Origin of the sequence: Luteibacter sp. CQ10, from assembly GCF_040900725.1 — a bacterium.
In the GTDB taxonomy this organism is placed as follows: Bacteria; Pseudomonadota; Gammaproteobacteria; order Xanthomonadales; family Rhodanobacteraceae; genus Luteibacter.
Genome location: NZ_JAEUYM010000003.1, coordinates 110,010 through 127,927 on the forward strand (window position 1 = coordinate 110,010; position 17,918 = coordinate 127,927).

General features: G+C 69.1%; 14 protein-coding genes and 1 pseudogene. 8 read left to right on the forward strand and 7 right to left on the reverse strand.

What is annotated here, in order from left to right:
• The first annotated feature begins 1 nt into the window (after position 1).
• Genes icmH through JNG39_RS13465 form a run of 6 tightly spaced genes read left to right on the forward strand, consistent with a single transcriptional unit; the run spans position 2 to position 9,266 of the window.
• Entirely contained in the window at positions 2–1,300 is a 1,299-nt protein-coding gene (gene icmH, locus JNG39_RS13440; RefSeq protein ID WP_368312095.1) for a type IVB secretion system protein IcmH/DotU, read from the forward strand.
• Positions 1,297–4,830 carry a type VI secretion system membrane subunit TssM gene (tssM, locus tag JNG39_RS13445; RefSeq protein WP_368312097.1) on the forward strand — a complete coding sequence of 1,178 codons (3,534 nt, stop codon included), beginning with the start codon at positions 1,297–1,299 and terminating at the stop codon, positions 4,828–4,830. Before icmH ends, tssM begins: the two co-directional genes overlap by 4 nt.
• Positions 4,827–5,384: a type VI secretion system-associated protein TagF gene (gene tagF / locus JNG39_RS13450; RefSeq protein WP_368312100.1), complete on the forward strand. Its 558-nt coding sequence runs from the start codon at positions 4,827–4,829 to the stop codon at positions 5,382–5,384. Before tssM ends, tagF begins: the two co-directional genes overlap by 4 nt.
• Positions 5,381–6,106 carry a PP2C family serine/threonine-protein phosphatase gene (locus tag JNG39_RS13455; protein ID WP_368312101.1) on the forward strand — a complete coding sequence of 242 codons (726 nt, stop codon included), beginning with the start codon at positions 5,381–5,383 and terminating at the stop codon, positions 6,104–6,106. The genes tagF and JNG39_RS13455 overlap by 4 nt, the downstream gene beginning before the upstream one ends.
• Positions 6,107–6,108: 2 nt before the next feature.
• Entirely contained in the window at positions 6,109–8,958 is a 2,850-nt protein-coding gene (locus tag JNG39_RS13460) for a bifunctional serine/threonine-protein kinase/formylglycine-generating enzyme family protein (protein WP_368312102.1), read from the forward strand.
• On the forward strand, positions 8,958–9,266 hold the full coding sequence (locus JNG39_RS13465) for a hypothetical protein (RefSeq protein WP_368312103.1): 309 nt from the start codon (positions 8,958–8,960) through the stop codon (positions 9,264–9,266). Before JNG39_RS13460 ends, JNG39_RS13465 begins: the two co-directional genes overlap by 1 nt.
• A gap of 18 nt (positions 9,267–9,284) precedes the next feature.
• Here the strand turns inward: JNG39_RS13465 and tssA are convergent, their stop codons facing one another.
• Together tssA and JNG39_RS13475 are read right to left on the reverse strand one after the other, a co-directional pair.
• Complete coding sequence (gene tssA / locus JNG39_RS13470) at positions 9,285–10,304, reverse strand: type VI secretion system protein TssA (protein WP_368312105.1); 1,020 nt, start codon at positions 10,302–10,304, stop codon at positions 9,285–9,287.
• Positions 10,291–11,268 (reverse strand): LysR family transcriptional regulator, encoded by a 978-nt coding sequence (locus tag JNG39_RS13475; RefSeq protein ID WP_368312108.1) that lies wholly within the window; start codon positions 11,266–11,268, stop codon positions 10,291–10,293. Before JNG39_RS13475 ends, tssA begins: the two co-directional genes overlap by 14 nt.
• A gap of 457 nt (positions 11,269–11,725) precedes the next feature.
• On the opposite strand from JNG39_RS13475, the gene tssB reads away from it, so the two are divergent.
• Positions 11,726–12,223, forward strand: coding sequence for a type VI secretion system contractile sheath small subunit (gene tssB, locus JNG39_RS13480; RefSeq protein ID WP_368312110.1), 498 nt, complete (start codon positions 11,726–11,728; stop codon positions 12,221–12,223).
• A 3-nt stretch (positions 12,224–12,226) separates the two neighbouring features.
• A complete protein-coding gene (gene tssC / locus JNG39_RS13485; RefSeq protein ID WP_368312111.1) occupies positions 12,227–13,690 on the forward strand; it encodes a type VI secretion system contractile sheath large subunit in 1,464 nt (487 codons plus the stop codon).
• A gap of 120 nt (positions 13,691–13,810) precedes the next feature.
• On the opposite strand, the pseudogene JNG39_RS13490 reads toward tssC, so the two are convergent.
• The 5 genes and pseudogenes from JNG39_RS13490 to JNG39_RS13510 all read right to left on the reverse strand — a co-directional run.
• A pseudogene (locus JNG39_RS13490) lies at positions 13,811–14,053 on the reverse strand (LysR family transcriptional regulator); the annotation flags it as partial.
• 85 nt (positions 14,054–14,138) lie between these two features.
• Positions 14,139–15,344, reverse strand: a complete 1,206-nt coding sequence (locus JNG39_RS13495) for a DUF4105 domain-containing protein (protein WP_368312114.1) — start codon at positions 15,342–15,344, stop codon at positions 14,139–14,141.
• Positions 15,345–15,445: 101 nt separating this feature from the next.
• The gene (locus JNG39_RS13500) at positions 15,446–16,297 is read right to left on the reverse strand and encodes an HlyC/CorC family transporter (protein ID WP_368312115.1); all 852 of its coding nucleotides are present in this window, start codon (positions 16,295–16,297) and stop codon (positions 15,446–15,448) included.
• Positions 16,298–16,474: 177 nt separating this feature from the next.
• Positions 16,475–16,936 (reverse strand): rRNA maturation RNase YbeY, encoded by a 462-nt coding sequence (gene ybeY, locus JNG39_RS13505; RefSeq protein ID WP_368312117.1) that lies wholly within the window; start codon positions 16,934–16,936, stop codon positions 16,475–16,477.
• Positions 16,933–17,913, reverse strand: coding sequence for a PhoH family protein (locus tag JNG39_RS13510; RefSeq protein ID WP_368312119.1), 981 nt, complete (start codon positions 17,911–17,913; stop codon positions 16,933–16,935). Before JNG39_RS13510 ends, ybeY begins: the two co-directional genes overlap by 4 nt.
• Between the last annotated feature and the right edge of the window lie 5 nt (positions 17,914–17,918).

Consider the following 17,918-nt stretch of genomic DNA (forward strand, 5'->3'; position numbering starts at 1 on the left):
GATGTCCATCGAACCCAGGCTCCCTCGCGACGATGACGCCACGGTAGTGCGCGCGGCCGCGCCGACGCCCGGCGAGAGCATGCCGCGCGCGACGCGGGAAACCGCGCCGTCGATCCCCGAACCCGCGCGCGAGTTGCCGGCCGCCGGCGGCAATCCGCTGGTGCGTGCCGCCAATCCGTTGCTCCTGCTGGCCGCGCAGTTGCGCACCAGCGCGGAGATGCCGGACATGGCGTTGCTGCGCGAGCGTGCCGTCGCCGGCATCCGGCGTTTCGACGCCATGGCCTCGCAGGCCGGCGTCGATGCGCAGACCGGCGTCGCCGCGCGCTACGTGCTGTGCACCATGCTCGACGAGGCGGTGCTCGATTCGCCGTGGGGCGAACACACCGGCTGGCAACGGCAGACGCTTCTGGTGACGTTCCACGACGAGACCTACGGCGGCGAAAAATTCTTCGTGATCCTCGATCGCCTGTGCCAGGACATGGTCCGGCACATCGACCTGGTCGAGATGATGTACCTGTGCCTCGCGCTGGGTTTCGGCGGCCGCTACCTCGTGGAGTCGGGTGGGTTGGCCAGGCTGGCCGACCGTCGCGAAGACCTTTACCGCCGCATCGCCGCGTATCGCTCGGCCGCACCGGCGGAGTTGTCGCTCCGCTGGCGCGGACTCGACCGGCCGCTGCGGCCGCGCCGTGGCTTGCCGGTATGGATCGCGGGACTCGCCGCCGCGATGATCCTGCTCGGGACCTGGATCTACCTGCACGAAAGGCTCAACGGCATCGGCGAGCCGGTGAATGCGCGTCTTGCCGCCATCGGCTTGCGTGGCGTGCCGCTGCCCGCGGCGGCGGTCGTGGCGAAGCCGGCCCCAGTGAGCCTGCGCGACCTGCTCGGCGACGACGCGCGCAACGGCGCGTTGGCGATCGACGAGCGGCCCGATGGCCAGACGGTGCTGCGGCTGGCGGCCACCGAGATGTTCCCCTCCGGCGGTGCCGACGTGGCGCCCGTGCAGGCGGCGTTGATCGAGCGCGTGGGCAAGGCGTTGAACCGGGTGCGCGGCCGCATCGTGGTGGTGGGGCATACCGACGACCAGCCGATCCGTTCGCTGCGCTTCAAGGACAATTTCGAGCTGTCCACGGCGCGTGCGCGCAACGTCGGCGCGATCCTGGTGAAGCAGCTCGACGATCCGCGACGCGTCGAGACCAGCGGCGCGGGCGATTCACAACCGGTGGCGACGCCCCCTGGACTTCCCGCGAACCGCGCGCGCAACCGTCGCGTGGACATCCTGTTCGTTCCGGAGGCGGGATGAAGAGCGTGTTTCGCAATCCCTGGTTCCATGCGGCGCTGGGCATCGTGCTCTGCGGCCTGATCGTCTGGTTCGGCGGCCCCTGGCTCGGCCTCGGCGACAGCCAGCCGCTGGCGGGCGTCGGCGCGCGCATCGCCGCGATCGTGTTCATCGCCGCCGTCTGGCTGGGCGTGCTGGCCTTGCGCCATGCGCTGGCCCGCCGCCGCGCGCGTCGCATGGAAGACGAACTGGCTTCGCAGGCCGATCCGGTGCGCGCCGATGCGGACGCGCGGGCCCACGCCGAGCGCGAGGCGTTGCGTAAGCGCTTCGCCGAGGCGCTTGCCTTGCTGCGCAAGCGGCGCGACGGCGGGGGCACCCTCGAAGACCTGCCGTGGTATCTCGTGATCGGTGCGCCGGGTTCGGGCAAGAGCACGCTGCTGGAACATTCCGGCTTCGACTTTCCATTGATGCAGGGCACCGGCAAACGCTCGGTGGGCGGTATCGGTGGTACGCGCCACTGCGACTGGTGGTTTACCGACCAGGCCGTCTTCCTCGACACCGCGGGGCGCTACGCGACGCAGGATTCCGATCCGTTGGCCGACGCGAAGGCCTGGGACGCCTTTCTCGACCTGCTGCGCCGCCATCGCCGCCGTCGGCCGGTCAACGGCGTGTTGCTGACGATGAGCGTGGCCGAACTGTTGGCGATGGATGACCGCGAACGGGACCGGCATGCCCGCACGCTACGCGAGCGCCTCGACGAGATCGGCACCCGGCTGGGCATCGCGGTGCCGGTCTACCTCGTGCTGACCAAGGTCGACCTCGCCTCGGGGTTCGGCGAGTTCTTCGACGCGTTGGACCCCTCGTCGCGCTCGCAGGTGTGGGGCATGACCTTCGACGCCTCGCAGAGCGTCGACGGCAGCGCGCCGTCGCGGTTCGGCGACGAGTTCGACGCATTGCTGGAGCGCGTCGACGCGCGGCTCATCGAACGCATGCACGCCGAGCGCGACGTGCGCCGGCGCACACGCATCCTTTCGTTCCCGCAGCAGTTGCGTGCCTTGCGCGATGCGACGCGGCCCCTCGTCGGCGGAGTGTTCGCCCGCCATGCCTATGGCCGTTCGCCGGTGCTGCGCGGTGTGTACCTCACCTCGGGCACGCAGGAGGGCACGCCCATCGACCGCGTGCTGTCGGTGGTGGGCCAAGCCTTCGGCGTGCGGCCCGGTGCCTCGACCATCGAGCGCACGCCGCGTCGCACGTATTTCGTGGAGCGCCTGTTCCGCGAAACGATCCTGCCCGAAGCCGGGTTCGTCGGTGCCGATCCGGGCGCCCTTCGTCGTCGCCGGATACTGGAGGCGGCGGCCATCGCCGGCGTCGGTACGCTGACGGCCGCGTTGCTCGTGGGCATGGCGACCAGCTACGGGCGCAACGCGGACTTCGTCGCCCGCGTCGACCAGGTGCTGCGCGATTTCCCCGGCGAGCCGGGCCAACCCGCGGCGTTGCGTCCGTATTACGCCCAGGCCTTGCAGCGCCTGGACGTGCTGGCGCGCGCGGACCTGGCGGCGGCCGGCGTACGCGACGAACGGCCGCTGTCGATGCGCTTCGGCCTGTTCCAGGGCGACGCCGTGGAAGCGCAGGTGCGCGGCGCCTACGAACGCGAGATCAACGCGAGCGTGATACCGGGCCTGTCCATGCAGTTCCGCGACGGCCTGCGTGCGTCGGCCGACGCACCGCAGCGCCTCTACGACGTGCTCAAGGGTTACCTGATGCTCGGCGAGCCGGAACATCGCGACGTGGACGAGCTCGTGCTGCTGGCCGCCGAGCGCTGGCGCGAGGTGTTTCCCCACGAAGACGCGCTGGTCGATGCATTGCAGGGCCACGTCCGCATGCTGTTCGACGGTGGCGACCACTTGCGCGCGTTGCCGATGGACGCGTCGCTGGTGGACGCCGCCCGCGCCTCGTTGCGCGCGGCGGACCTGGCCACGTTGATCTACGGCGGGTTGAAGCTCACCGCGGAAACCCGGCAGGACGCACCCGTGCGCCTGGATCGCACGCTGGGCCTGCTCGGCGACGTGTTTCGCCGTCGCAGCGGCGCGCCGCTGTCGCGTCCCTTGCCGGCCCTTTACACGCGTCCGGTATTCGCCGAGATGGTCAGCGATGCGCCGGTGTCGGGCATCGGTCACGGCGGCGGGATCGCCGCGGCCGTGTCGCGCTTCGTCAAGGACGACTGGGTATTCGGCGCGAAAGCGGACGACCCGTTGCGCCGCGCCTCGCTGGCGGCACAGGTGCGCACGCTTTACGTGGCCGATTACATCCGCGCGTGGGACGACCTCATCGGCGACCTGGCCTTGCAGCCCGTGGCCAACGTGCAGCAGGCCAGTGGCATGGCGTCACGCCTGTCCGGGCCCGGCTCGCCGCTGAAGGCGTTGCTGATGCTCATCCGCGACAACACGACCGACCTGCTGCGCCAGAACGCGACCGACGTGGGCGATCGCGTGGCGGCGAACGCGGAAAAACGCGCCGTCGACGACGTGAAGCGGCGCAGCGAAGTCGCGCGCATCGCCGCCGAGGCCGCGGGGCCGACGGCGAAACGCCCATCGACCGATCGACCGGATGCGCCGATCGTCGAGCACTTCGCGCCGATCAACCAGCTCACCGACGGCACGGCCGGTGCCACGCCGCTGGATCGCGTGCTGGCGTCGCTGGACCAGGTCAGCAAGGCGCTGCTCGCCCAGCGACCGGGCACCGACGGGCCCGGGCAGGGCGACCCGTCGCTCATGTCGGCCCGGCAGGAAGCCGCGCAACTGCCGGCGCCCTTCTCGGAGTGGCTCGGTGGCCTGGTCGGCAGCAGTCAGTCGCTGGTGGACAAGGACGCCAGCGGTGCCCTGAACGACGGTTTCCGTCAGGCGGCGGGCAACGATTGCGCGATGGTCGTGCAGGGGCGCTATCCCTTCACGGCGGGAAGCCGCAACGACGTGCCCTTGCAGGATTTCAGCCGTCTGTTCGGCCCTGGCGGCCGCTTCGACGCGTTCTTCCGGCAGACGCTCGCGAAGTCCGTGGACACCGGCGGTGCGAACTGGACCTTCCGCGACGGCGCCCATGGAAGCGCCACGTTGCTGGCGCAGGCGCAACTGGCCGACACGATCCGGCAGGTGTGGTTTCGCGACGGACCGCAGCCGGACGTGGCGTTCACGCTGTCGATCGGCGCGCCACCGTCCGGCATCGGCCGGCTGACCGTGGAAGTCGACGGCCAGTCGTTCGAGTACAAAGCGGGCGACGCCTCCGCGCCCATGCCGATGCACTGGCCGGGTCCGAAACCGGGCCTGACCCGGATCAGCGCATGGGATACCGATGGCAAGGCGTTGCCGGTACTCGAGTATCCGGGGGAGTGGGGCCTGTTCCACGCACTGGACGCCGCCTCGCTGCAACGTCGTACGGAAACGCGCTTCGGCGCGGGATTCGACTTCGGTACCGTGCGCGCCGCGATCGACATCGAGGCGGCGAGCCTGCGCAATCCATTCGGCGATACCAGCGTGCGTCGCTTCCGGTGCCCCGCATGAGGACGCTCGTCGCGGGCTGGTATGGCAAGTTGCCCGCCGCGGGCGACTTCGTGCAGCGGCGCTTGCCCGCCGCGTTCGTCGAACCCTGGGACGCGGCCTGCCGCGCATCGCTGATCGCGAACGCGTCGCGACTCGGCGACGCGTGGCCCGAGGCCTTTCTCGCCACGCGGCCGTGGCGTTTCGCGATCGCCGCGGGCCTGTGCGGCGACGCATCGTGGGTCGGCGTGGTGGGGCCGTCGCACGATCGTGTCGGGCGGGTGTTTCCGTTGACCGTCGCCGCGCCGCTGTCCCACGGCGTCGCCGAAGCGGCATGGTTCGCCGCGGCCGAGGTGGCGCTGCATCTGGCGGGCGCGGGTGCGAGCGTGCACGACGTGGACGACGCCGTGGCATCGCTGCCCGTGCCACGCGTGGCCGACGCGCCTTCGTTGCGCACGGCGTCGGGCGATGGCACGAGCGCGGTGTTCTGGCGCGACGCCGACCCTTCCCGAGGCCTGGCGGTGGCGGACGTGCCGGAGGGTCTTCGCCACCTGTGCCGCTCCGAGGACATCGCATGAGCTTCCCTTATGTTTCCGCCGGTCGTACCGACACCGGCCACGTACGCCGGCACAACGAGGACGCGATCCTCGTCGCCGACCGGATCGGCCTGTGGATGGTGGCCGACGGGCTCGGCGGCCACGCCGCCGGCGACTACGCGAGCGGCCTGATCGCGCAACGGCTCGGCGCGCTGTCCGCGCGCGCCGATCTCAGCGACCTGATCGAGGCGATCGAGGACGAGTTGCTGGATATCAATCGCCTGTTGCGCCAGGCCGCGCGCGAACGCCGCGTGGACGCGATCGCCTCCACGGTGGTGGTGCTGGTGCATTCGCGCGACATGGTGGCGTGCGGCTGGGTCGGCGACAGCCGCGCCTACTGCTTCGAAGACGGACGCCTGCGATTGCTCACGCGCGACCACGTGCACGGTGACCGTACCGACGTGACACGTTTCGCCGGGCAGGCCGCACCGGCGGTCGCGCCCGGGGTGTTGACCCGCGCGGTGGGCGCCGAAGGACGGCTGTACGTCGACTGGGTGGTGAGCCCGCGCCGGCCGGGCATGTGCTTCGTGCTGTGTTCCGACGGCATCAACAAGGAATTGAGCGATGCCGAGATCGAAGCCTGTTGCCGGCGGGACGCCGCGCCGCAGGCGCTGTTGCAGGGGCTGGTCGGCGGCGCGCTGTCACGCGCGGGCCGGGACAACGTGTCGGCCGTGGTGGTACGGCTCGACGAGATGGAGGAATGAGCATGCATCCGAACGACCCCACGCGCCTCGCGCCCTTGCAGGACGACGGCGATCGCACGGTGGTGAAGCCGCTGCATAACCCGGGCGAGCGCACGGGCACGGGCACTCATTCGTCGTCGCAGGGCTCCAGCGAGGGCTGGCATCGCATCGCTGACCTGGCCCAGGGCGAGAGCCCCGCCGTCGGCAATGTGCTGAAGGGACGCTTCTTCCTTGAGCGCGAGCTGGGTCGCGGCGGCATGGGCGTGGTCTATCTCGCCCGCGACGAGCGCAAGGTGGAAGCGCGCGACCGCGATCCGTACGTGGCGGTGAAGGTGCTCAACGACGAATTCCGCAAGCATCCCGACGCGCTCGTGGCCTTGCAGCGCGAGTCGCGCCGGGCGCAGCAGCTGGCCAACGACCACATCGTGCGCGTCTACGATTTCGACAAGGACGGCACCAACGTCTTCATGACGATGGAATACGTGGAAGGCAGCGACCTGCGCGCGCTCATCCGCTCGCGTGCCCGCGATGGCCTGCCGTTCGCGGAGGCGTGGCCGCTGATCGAAGGCATGGGCGACGCCCTGCGCCGCGCGCACGACGCGGGCGTGGTGCATTCGGATTTCAAGCCGGGCAACGTGATGGTCACGGGCGCCGGTGTCGCGAAGGTGTTCGATTTCGGCATCGCGCGTGCCGGCAATCTGGGGCACGCGCACGACGACGATCGCACCGTGTTCGACGCGGCGAGCCTGGGTGCGATGACCCCGGCGTATGCCAGCCTCGAAATGCTCCGGGGCGAACCGCCCACGCCCGCCGACGACGTGTACGCATTCGGCTGCGTGGTGACCGAGCTGCTGACGGGACGCCATCCGTTCGACAAGGAGAACGCCGAGGAAGCGCTGGCCAACGGTCGACGGCCACCCGCCGTACCGGGCCTGGACAAGCGCCAGTACAAGGCATTGTGCGACGCGCTCGCGTTCACCGCCGCCAGGCGCACGCCCGACATCGGCGGCGTGCTCGCCGGGCTGCGCAAGCGCCGCTGGCGCGAGCGTGCCACGCCGTGGCTGGTCTCGGCGGCCGTGCTGGCCGTACTGATCGCGGGCGGCGCATGGTTCGCCGGGATGCAGGCGGAGCAGCGCCATGTCGCCGATACCCTGCGGCGATTCTCGCCGGGGCAGGCCGACGGCTTCCGTGACGCGGACCAGGTACGCGGCGCGCTGGCGGCACTCGACGGCGACGAGCGCCGCCGTGTCGTGGTCGATGGTGCGGATGCCATCGACGGTTTCCTCGTGCGGCAGGTCGCCATGCATTGGGACCCGGCCCGGGGACGCTTCGACTACGCCGGAGCGCAGGGGGTGTTCCGGCTGCGCGCCGAACTGAAGACGTTCGCGCCGAAGCTCGACCGGCGTCGCGAGGAAGTGGCGCACGAGCGCGACGACCAGCTCAACCGCCTCGATACCGCGCTGAGCCGGGCCATCCTTGCCGGGCGCCTGTTCGGCGACGGCGCCGACGACGTGCCGGCGGTGCTCGGTCGCATCCGGCAGATCGATCCGACCAGTCGCCTGCTCGCCAACCCCGAACTCGAACTGAAGTTCGACATGGCGATCGGCGACACGTTGAAGTCCGGCGACAAGGAAACGGCGGCGAAGCAGCTCGCCATCGCGCGCACGTGGTATCCCGCATCGCAGCGGCTGGCGGCACGCCTGGGCGATACGGCGCCCGCCGCATCCGCGCCCGCGTCGACCGAAACGCCCGACCTGAAGAACGCCGAACGCGCGTCCCGCCTGGAATCGCTGCGCCAGGCCGTGGCCGCGAATGACCTCGACAAGGCCACGGAGAACTTCCGCCAGCTTCGCCAGATCGAGGGCGGCACGCCGGATGCGAACGACGAGGAGGGCGGCCTTTACGCGCAGGCCGTGCTCGACGCGGCACGGGCCGCCTGTGCGTCGGGCCACTGGAAGGACGCGGCCGACCGCGTGGCGGCGGGCCTGGAGGTGGTGGGCGAGCGCGACGACCTGCGTCGCGCGAAGACGCGCTACGACCTCGCCGTGGCCGTGATGACGGCGGCGAAGGCGCCCCAGGTCGCGGCGGCCGACCAGGACGACCTGCGCAAGCGCATCGAGGCGGTGAAGGCGCAGGATCCGGACGGCCTGAAGCACATGGAAGAGGCGATGGTCGCGTCGAAGGGTTTGCCCGAGGGTTCGCTGGAAAACGTGGTGAAGAAGCTGCGTTCGACGCCGGCCGCGCCCACGCCAAAGGCCGATGCCTGCGCGCGCCGCGGGTTGGCCGGCACGGCGCGCGAGTGCTTCGATACCTTCGCGGTGGGATCGTACGGACCGGCGATGGTGGTGATCCCCCATGGACGCACGCCGTTCGCGATGACGCGCACCACGATCACGGTGGGCAACCTCGACCAGTTCTGCAAGGCGACGCGCACGTGCGCCGTGTCGAAGGGCTTCAACGCGTCCGACCCCGCGCGGTCGATCCCGGTCGATTTCGCCCGGCGTTACGCGGCCTGGCTGACCCAGTTGAGCGGCCATACCTATCGACTGCCGACGGACGAGGAGTGGCTGGTGGCCGCACGCGCCGGCACGGACTGGGATGGCAAGCACGACAACTGCGGCGATGCCTCTTCGGCCCTGGGGCGGTTGCTCCGTTCACCCAACCTGGGTGACAACCCGGCGACGACGAACCCGTGGGGAGTGGTGGGCCTGACCGGCGGCGTCTGGGAATGGGTGACCCGGGGCGGCTCGCTGGCGATGCGCGGTGGCAGTTATCGCAGCGGTCCCGACGCGTGTTCGGTGACCACGGTGAAAGTCACCGACGGCTCGCCCGACCGTGACATCGGCTTCCGCCTGGTGAGGGAGATCCGTTGATGGACTGGACCCATGCGTTGAACCGCGACCTGATGGCGTTGAACGATGCCCATAGCAGCGCACGCATCGACACCGGGGAATATCGCCGTCGCCGCCGTGAACTGCTCGACGCGGCGGTGCGGACCCGCGGGGCGGCCTTGCATACGCTGCGCCGCCCGGCGACCGGCATGCGGCCGATCGTGGCACCGGTGCGTCGTCGCGTGAAGCCGCGCGCGTCGATAGGGCCGTGGGTCGTCGCCACGCTGGTCGTGGTGTCGGTGGCGGCGTTGGGGTGTGGCCTGGTGTGGTGGTTTCGGCAGGTGCGTTAGGCCATAGGGGAGGGGCGGCTATTCCGCGCCATCCCCCGCCAGTTGCTGGAACTCCGAATACCCACCCGGTGCGATCGCGCGCAGCAATTCACCGAAGCCGAGCCCGACCAGTCCACGCGCACGACGCAACATCGGCCTTACCGGGCTGGACGGTTCGTGCTGCGCGTACCAGGCACAGATCTCGTCGAGCATGCGGCACACGTCGTCGGTGCCGCGAATGGGGCCGCGCCCCGGGGCGTGGAGTGCCTCGGGGGCGGTATCGTCGACGACGGCCTCCGGTTCGGCCTGCGCCGCCTGTGGCATGCGTACCGTCACCTGCGCATGCAGGAACCCGTGCAGTTCGCGAAGCTCCCGGCGCAAGGCCTCGAAGTCGGGGCCCATGCCCGGCGTGCGTTCGTCGAACAGGCGGCCGATCGCATCGAGATGGTCGATGGCGCCGGCCACCGCGGTATCGACCTCGAGCAGGCTCGCGTCGTCGACGTTCTGCATCACCGCCTCGATCGCTTCGGGTGAGGCATCGGCGCGAACCACGGCGTCGTCGTTGCCGCGAAGGCTGCCGTTCATCGCGCGCACGTCGCGCAGGCAAAAGCTGCCCACGCGTTCGGCGCGCAACACCGGCACATGGCGCAGGTAACCGAACATGCCGTCGGCGGCGGAAATCGCCGCCAGCGCGTTGATGCGCTCGACGGGGTCGCCGTCTTCCAGCCGCGGATGCACGTCGTCCCAATACCGTTCGAGCAGGTCGCGGACCAGGCCGATGCCCCGGGACCAGGCCGGCACCCCGGCGGTCTTCATCCACGCCATGGCGAGGTGGATGGCGATGCGCACGTCGCGCGTGCGCGTGGCCAGGGCGTCGGCCTGGGCCAGGACCTCGCGCCACTCCGGCTCTTCGGCCTGTTTGACCGCGTCGCCGACGGCACGCTCGGGGCGGGGCGCGGCGAGGGCGTCGAGCTTCAGGAAGTCGGCGTCGTATTCCAGGTTGGGGCCGCAGGGCGCGTCGTCGGCCAGCGGTGCGAGCAGGTGTTCAGTTGTATCCACTGGAAGGCACTCTCGATGCGGTCGGGCGGAAATCGTCGTCGTGTCGGGCGCGATGCAGTCCGCGGCTGATGGCGACCATCTGCTCGCGCAGCCAGCGATGCGCCGGATGCTTGTCCAGGCGGCTGTGCCAGGCCATGGACAGCGATACGTCGGGCAGGTCGAACGGGATGGCGTGCGCCTGCACGTCGGCACCCACCGCTTCCACCATGCTCTCGGGAAGGATGCAGACCAGGTCGGTGCTGGCGAGGGTACCGCCGATGGCGTCGCCGTGCGGCGCGGACACCAGCACGTCGCGCGACAGATCGAGCTCCTTCAGGCGCCGGTCCATCAGCCGGTCCAGGCGACCCAGCGGAGAGGCCACCATGTGGCCCAGGCGGCAGAACTGCTCGACGGTGACCGGGCCATCGCCGCGAGGGTGGCCCCTGCGCTGTACCAGTACGAGCCGGTCGGCCATGAGCTGGCGTGTCTTCAGCGACGGCGGCACCTGTTCTGCGGGCACGAGCAGCAGGTCGATGTCACCGCTCTCGAAACGGGGAAGCACGTCCTGGTCTTCGGTGAGCGTGTCGAACGCCACGCGCAGGCTACGGTTGCGGTGCGCGTGGATCGCCTGGATGAGCGGTCGCGCGAACGTGCCCACGGCACTGAACGAGCCGCTCACGCGGAAGGTGGCGGCATCGCTCGCCGGGTCGAAGATATCGACCGAATCGCCCAGCGCGCCCAGTTGGGTCAGGGCGCCGCGGAGGGCGGCGGCCATGTCCTCCGCCTTGGGGGTCGCCACCATGCCGCGCCCCGTTTCCGAGGGGACGAGCAGGGGATCGTTGAATAGCCTGCGCAGCCGCGCGAGCTGCGCGGACAGGGCGGGTTGGCTCACGTGCAGCCTGGATGCGGCGCGCGTCACGTTGCGCTCTTCGAGCAACATGTCGAGCGACACCAACAGGGGGAGATCGCTGGGCTTGATGTTCATCGACGGCCGGCCATGCCCACCGCGCGGGGAAACGCGGTTGGCTGAAACACGCGCGTTCGCTTTCCTGTACGAACCCGCCGTTGCGTTCAATCGAACGCCGTTTTCGTGACGTGGTGCACGACATGCGTCGCACCCATGGAAAAGCCGTCGTCCAGGCGGCGCGTTCACGGTTGAACGTCTATCTGCGCGCACCGCGCCCCGGGGGTCAATCACCCGAAAGAGTATTCGGCGCGATCGATCGCCGGGATTGTGATGCCAGTCATGCGCCGTCGATGTGGTGGCTGCGGGAGCAGGAACAGGCAAGCAATCGGCGTCGATCCCATCGCCGTGCCTTATCACTGCCATATCGATGAACGATTTCCCCTGCCGGCGATGCGTCATCGATGATCGATGCACGGCCCACCGGCCACTGACACCTCGCGTCGACCAACCCCTACGGAACGCCAAGGAACCTGCCATGGATAGCAGTCAGAAACTCATCGCACGCCATCGTGCACCCCGGGTACAGATCGAATACGACGTCGAGCTGAACGGCGCACGGAAGAAGGTGTCCATCCCCTTCACCATGGGCGTGATGGCCGATCTTTCCGGCGCCGCCGCCGGCGAACTGCCTCCGATCGACGAGCGCAAGGCGGTGGAGTTCGACGTCGACCATTTCAACGACCGCATGGAGTCGATCGCGCCGTCCGTGGCGTTCGAGGTGCCCAACGCATTGACCGGCGAAGGCCAGTTGCGGGTCGACATGTCGTTTCGTCACATGGACGATTTCTCGCCGGAAGCGGTGGCGCGCAAGGTGGCTCCGCTGGCCCGGCTCCTCGAGGCCCGCACGCGGCTGGCCAACCTCGATACCTACCTCGACGGCAAGGCCGGCGCGGAACGGTTGCTGGCCCAGGCGCTGCGCGATCCGGCGCTGCTGGCCGGCCTGACGTCGCCCACGACGGACGGGGAGGTTTGAACGATGGCGACCGACATGCAGACGGCCGACGCCGCCGTCCCCGCCGCCGGGGAAACGACCAGCGATTTCGCCGCCTTGCTCGCCCGGGAATTTCGCCCACGGAACGACCGGGCGCGGGATGAAGTGGAATCGGCCGTGCGCACGCTCGCCGAGCAGGTACTCGAGCGCGGCGACATCGTGTCCGATGACGTCGCGGAGACGATCAAGGCCTGCATCGCCGAGATCGACCGGAAGCTGACCGAGCAGATCAACCTCGTACTCCACCACCCGTCATTCCAGCAACTGGAGGGTACGTGGCGCGGCCTGTATCACCTGGTGAGCCAGACCGACACGGGTGCCGAGCTGAAGATCCGGGTGATGAACCTCTCCAAGGCCGAGCTGGGCCGCACGCTGAAGCGCTACAAGGGCGCCGCGTGGGACCAGAGCCCGATCTTCAAGAAAATCTACGAAGAGGAATACGGCCAGCTCGGTGGCGAACCCTACGGCTGCCTGATCGGCGACTACTACTTCGACCACGGGCCGCAGGACGTGGAACTGCTGCGTGGCATGGCACAGATCGCCGCCACCGCGCACGCTCCCTTCATCGCCGCCGCCGCGCCGGGGCTGCTCGGCATGGAAGGCTGGAACGAACTGGCGAACCCGCGTGACCTGGCCAAGATCTTCTCCACCCCCGATTACGCCGGCTGGCGTGCGTTGCGCGACAGCGAAGACGCCAAATACGTGGCCCTCGTGATGCCGCGCACGCTCGCCCGCCTGCCGTATGGCGCGAAAACCGATCCCGTGGACGGATTCGACTTCGAGGAAGACACGGCCGCCGGCGATTCGTCACGTTATACCTGGCAGAACGCCGCCTATGCCCTGGGTGTGAACATCAACCGTTCGTTCGCGACCCATGGCTGGTGCACGCGCATCCGTGGCGTGGAATCGGGCGGGGCGGTCGACGACTTGCCGGCGCATACGTTCCCCACCGACGACGGCGGCGTGGATATGAAATGTCCGACGGAAATCGCCATCACGGACCGCCGTTCGGCCGAACTGGACAGGATGGGATTGATGCCGCTGGTGCACCGGAAGCATTCGGGCATGGCCGCGTTCATCGGCGCGCAGTCGCTGGCCCGGCCCGAGGAATACGACGATGCGGACGCCACGGCCAATGCCGCGCTGAGCGCACGGCTTCCCTACATGTTCGCCTGCTCGCGCTTCGCGCATTACCTCAAGTGCATCGTTCGCGACAAGGTCGGTTCGTTCGGCTCGCGGCAACAGCTCGAGCGCTGGCTGAGCGACTGGATCCTCCAGTACGTCGACGGCGATCCGGTGAATTCCAGCGAGGAAAGCAAGGCCCGCAAGCCCCTCGCCGACGCGCGTGTCGTCGTCGAGGAAGTGGAAGGCCGCGCGCAAGGCCTTGTTGCCGTGGCGTTCGATGGCGCCGAACAGGGCCGGGGTGAAGACGTCGATGGCGCAGCATGAGCCGCGGATCCGAAACGTGGCGGCATCGACGCCGGGATCGAACGCGGCATCGGCGTAGCTGATGGCATCGAGCCTCGAGAGCGCGTCGCGAAGCGATTCGGCGATCTCCTCGGCCTTGGGCGTCGCGACCATGCCGCGCCCGGTTTCGGACGGCACCAGCAGCGGATCCTTGAACAGGCGGCGCAGTCGCGCCAGTTGCCCGGACAGGGCGGGCTGGCTCACGTGGAGCCGTGCCGCGGCGCGCGTGACGTTGCGCTCCTCGAGCAGGACATCCAGCGATACCAGCAGGGGCAGTTCGCTTGGCTTGAAGCTCATCGTCGGGCCATGCGTGCCGAAAAGGCGCATTCTTCGGCGCGTGGCCATCGATGACAATCGGGCGTGATCCGACCTGCCTCACGGCGAGGCGCCTACACGTATGGTTGCCGGGCCGACGTCCTGGCGGCTTTCGTCAGTCGTGCCGCCGGCAGAAACAGGCCAGCAACGCGGTCCAGCAGGGCAGCGCCAGGAGCAACCAGGGCAGGTTTCGCTGGGGGAAGTCCGGCCACAGGTGCAACGCCAGGGCGACGACGCACGCGGCGAACGAGATGGCGGTGACGCGCGGGGCGAAGCGACCCATCGGACGTCCCGCATGGCGCAGGCGCCAGATGGCGGGCAGAAGCAGGAGGGCCAGTGGCTGGTAGGCGAGCAGGTTGAAGTTGCCCCATGCCGAGCGATGCAACGTGAGGCTCCATAGGGCCGCCATGAGCAGGCCGGCGAGACCGGCGAACACGACGAAGACGGTGGATGCGACGGCGGCCAGCGTGCGCAGGCCGCGTCGGCGGGTGAAGACCGGCAGGATCATCGGCACGGCCCACAGCACGCCCACGCCGAGCAGCGGCCAGCGAAGATCGGGAGCGGCCTCGGGCGGCGGCGCGAGCCGTGCCGGCACGAGGGTATCCTCGTCGGCCACGAGGGGATGTTCGTCGCCGGGCGGGCCGATGCGTACGTGGCGGATTTCCTCCTCGAGCACCATGGGCAGGAAGGCTTCCTTCCATGAGGTCATCGGCTGGTCGGCGAAGGGGCCCAGGCCGAGGTCCATGCCCAGCATCAGCCAGGGCTGGTTGCTCATCAGGCGTGCCGTCTGCTCGCGGTAGGTCATACCGCCGGCACGGGACCGTAGCTGCTGCCGCAAGGCGCCGTCCAACGCATCGTCGAGCGCGTCGCGCACGCGCGTGGTGCAGTTGTCCACGTAGTAGTCGTAGTTGTAGCCGGCGTTGGCCGGCTGCACGTTCCAGAGGAGGAAACGGCGCAGGCGGTCTTTCTGCGCGTCGGTGAGCGCGAGCCGCTGGCGGCGCACGTAACGGCCCTCGCCCGCGTAGAACTCGACGTCGGACCGGGTCGGCTCGGCATCCATGCGGTAGGCCATGATGCCGCGCGCGAAATTGAGGATGAAGTTGTCCTGGTCGAAGTCGAACACGCCGTAGTTGAAGGCGATGGCTTCGCCGCTGGCGGTGTCGCGCACTTCCAGCGCATCGTGGCCGAAACGCTCCCAGTAGATGTCGCCGGGACCGTAGGTCATCAGCGAGATCTCGAGGTGGGCCGGCGGCGCGTCCACGATGCCCGCTTGGGCGAGGGGGGCGAAACAGATCAACAACAGGAGCAGGGTCAGTCGCATCGGGCGGTACGCTATGTCTGTGGGAGCCGCTTCGGCGGCGGTGGCAAACTGGCCCGCTGCCGCGGGATCGCCGCCGTAACGGCTTCCACAAGGACGATCGATCAGGCTTCCCCGTTCGCCCGGGTGACGTGGAACTGCTGCACGCGGCGATCGTCCGCGTGGGTGACGCGGAACAGGAAGCCGCCCACGGCGATCTCCTCGCCGGCCGTCGGCAGATGACCGAATTCGGAGGTGATCATGCCGCCGATGGTGTCGAATTCCTCGTCGGAGAAATGCGCGCCGGCCACCTCGTTGAAGTCGGCGATCGGGGTGAGCGCGCTCACCGAGAAATCGCCTTCGCCCAGCGGCTGCACCAGCACGGGATCTTCCTCGTCGTCGTGTTCGTCGTCGATTTCGCCGACGATCTGCTCGAGCACGTCTTCGATGGTGATGAGGCCGGCCACGCCACCGTATTCGTCGACCACCAGCGCCATGTGGTTGCGCGTGAGGCGGAATTCCGCCAGCAGCACGTTCAGGCGCATCGACTCGGGGATCAGCACCGCCGGGCGCAAAAGGGCGCGCAGGTCGAAGGCGTCGCTCTTGCCGAAGGTCTTGAGGAGGTCTTTCGCCAGCAGGATGCCGAGGACTTCGTCCTTGTCTTCGCCGTGCACGGGGAAGCGGGAGTGGCCGGACTCGACGACCGTGGCGAGGATGTCGGCCAGGGGCGCGTCGGCGGGGAGGCTGACGATCTGGGCCCGGGGCACCATGACGTCGTCGACGCTGAGTTCGGTGACCTTGATCGCACCCTCGACCATGGTCAGGGTGTCGTTGGAAAGCAGGCCGTTGACCTGGGCGGTGCGCAGCTCGTCGATCAGTTCGTCGCGGTTGCGCGGCTCGCCGGAAAACAGATGGCCCAGTCTATCCCACCACGATCGGTGGGCCGGGCCGTGGGTACTACCAGGGTCCTCGTTCATTACGCTTTGGTGTTCGGCCCACGATGGGGCGGAAGGGTCAGTCTACTGGAATTCTCATGACGGTTCAGGCCACGGGTCGCGGCTTCGCCGCGATTCGCCGATGCGATCGGCTCCCACCCCGTAGGTAGCCACGTCCTCCCCCGAGGGGGGTGATCGCATCGGCGAATCGAGCGGGCCTCAAGCCAGGTAGGGATCCGCGATGCCCAGGCCCGCCAGGATCCGGGTCTCCAGCGCCTCCATCGCCTCGGCCTGGCCCTCGTCGATATGGTCGTACCCCAGCAGGTGCAGGGTGCCGTGAACGGTGAGGTGGGCCCAGTGGTCGCCGGGCTTCTTGCCCTGTTCGGCGGCCTCGCGGGCCACGACGGGGGCGCAGATGATCAGGTCGCCGATGAGCGGCACCTTCACGCCCGGTGGCAGCTCGGCGGGAAAGGACAACACGTTGGTCGCGTAATCGCGACCGCGATATTGCCTGTTGAACGACAGGCCTTCCTCCTCGCCGACGATGAGGATGGACAGTTGCGTGGCCTTGCGCCGCCTGGCGCCCTTGAGGGCGGCCTCCACCCAGCGGCGAAAGCTCGCGGAGGTCGGCATGCCCTTGCGGCCGGCAGAATAGCCCACGGCGACGTCGAGCGAGGTCATCCGGCGTCGTCCTGCTTCTGCTCGAACGCCTCGTACGCGCGCACGATCTTGGCCACCAGCGGATGGCGCACCACGTCGCGCGAGGTGAAGAAGGTGAAGCTGATGCCGTCGACGCCGCGCAGCACCTCGATGGCGTGGCGCAGGCCCGAGCGTACGTTGCGGGGCAGGTCGACCTGGGAGACGTCGCCCGTGATCACCGCCACCGAGCCGAAGCCGATGCGGGTCAGGAACATCTTCATCTGTTCGACGGTGGTGTTCTGCGCCTCGTCGAGAATCACGTACGAATCGTTGAGCGTGCGGCCGCGCATGTAAGCCAGCGGCGCGATCTCGATGACGTTGCGTTCGATGAGCTTGGCCACCTTCTCGAAGCCGACCATCTCGTACAGCGCGTCGTAGAGCGGGCGAAGGTAGGGGTCGATCTTCTGGCTGAGGTCGCCGGGCAGGAAGCCGAGCTTTTCGCCGGCCTCCACCGCCGGGCGCACCAGCAGCACGCGCTGCACGCGATTGGCTTCGAGGGCCTCCACGGCGCTGGCCACGGCCAGATAGGTTTTGCCCGTGCCCGCCGGGCCCACGCCGAAGTTGATGTCGTGCGAGGTGATGGCGTGCAGGTAGCGGGCCTGGTTGGGGCCGCGGCCCTTGATGACGCCGCGCTTGACCTTGATCACCACCTCTTGGGCCGACTCCGCGGCTTGTTCGTTCAGGGCGTCGATGCCGGATTCGGCCAGGCGCACGTTGATCGCCTGGCCGTTGAGGGTTTCGGTTTCCGTGGCGGCGTAGAGGGCGCGCAGCACCTGCTCGCCGGCCCGGGCCGACGGCTCGTCGCCGATCACGCGGAACAGGTTGCCGCGATGGTCGATCTCGATGCCCAGGCGCAGCTCGATCTGGCGGATGTGCTCGTCGAGCGGGCCGCAGAGGTTGGCGAGGCGGGCGTTGTCCTCGGGATCGAGGGCGAAATCATGCTGGGACAGCTGGCTCATGGCGT

Coding starts and splice junctions, on each gene's coding strand:
- icmH (WP_368312095.1), top strand. CDS start 2: ATGTCCATCGAACCCAGGCTCCCTCGCGACGATGACGCCACGGTAGTG.
- tssM (WP_368312097.1), top strand. CDS start 1,297: ATGAAGAGCGTGTTTCGCAATCCCTGGTTCCATGCGGCGCTGGGCATC.
- tagF (WP_368312100.1), top strand. CDS start 4,827: ATGAGGACGCTCGTCGCGGGCTGGTATGGCAAGTTGCCCGCCGCGGGC.
- JNG39_RS13455 (WP_368312101.1), top strand. CDS start 5,381: ATGAGCTTCCCTTATGTTTCCGCCGGTCGTACCGACACCGGCCACGTA.
- JNG39_RS13460 (WP_368312102.1), top strand. CDS start 6,109: ATGCATCCGAACGACCCCACGCGCCTCGCGCCCTTGCAGGACGACGGC.
- JNG39_RS13465 (WP_368312103.1), top strand. CDS start 8,958: ATGGACTGGACCCATGCGTTGAACCGCGACCTGATGGCGTTGAACGAT.
- JNG39_RS13475 (WP_368312108.1), bottom strand. CDS start 11,268: ATGAACATCAAGCCCAGCGATCTCCCCCTGTTGGTGTCGCTCGACATG.
- tssB (WP_368312110.1), top strand. CDS start 11,726: ATGGATAGCAGTCAGAAACTCATCGCACGCCATCGTGCACCCCGGGTA.
- tssC (WP_368312111.1), top strand. CDS start 12,227: ATGGCGACCGACATGCAGACGGCCGACGCCGCCGTCCCCGCCGCCGGG.
- JNG39_RS13495 (WP_368312114.1), bottom strand. CDS start 15,344: ATGCGACTGACCCTGCTCCTGTTGTTGATCTGTTTCGCCCCCCTCGCC.
- JNG39_RS13500 (WP_368312115.1), bottom strand. CDS start 16,297: ATGAACGAGGACCCTGGTAGTACCCACGGCCCGGCCCACCGATCGTGG.
- ybeY (WP_368312117.1), bottom strand. CDS start 16,936: ATGACCTCGCTCGACGTCGCCGTGGGCTATTCTGCCGGCCGCAAGGGC.
- JNG39_RS13510 (WP_368312119.1), bottom strand. CDS start 17,913: ATGAGCCAGCTGTCCCAGCATGATTTCGCCCTCGATCCCGAGGACAAC.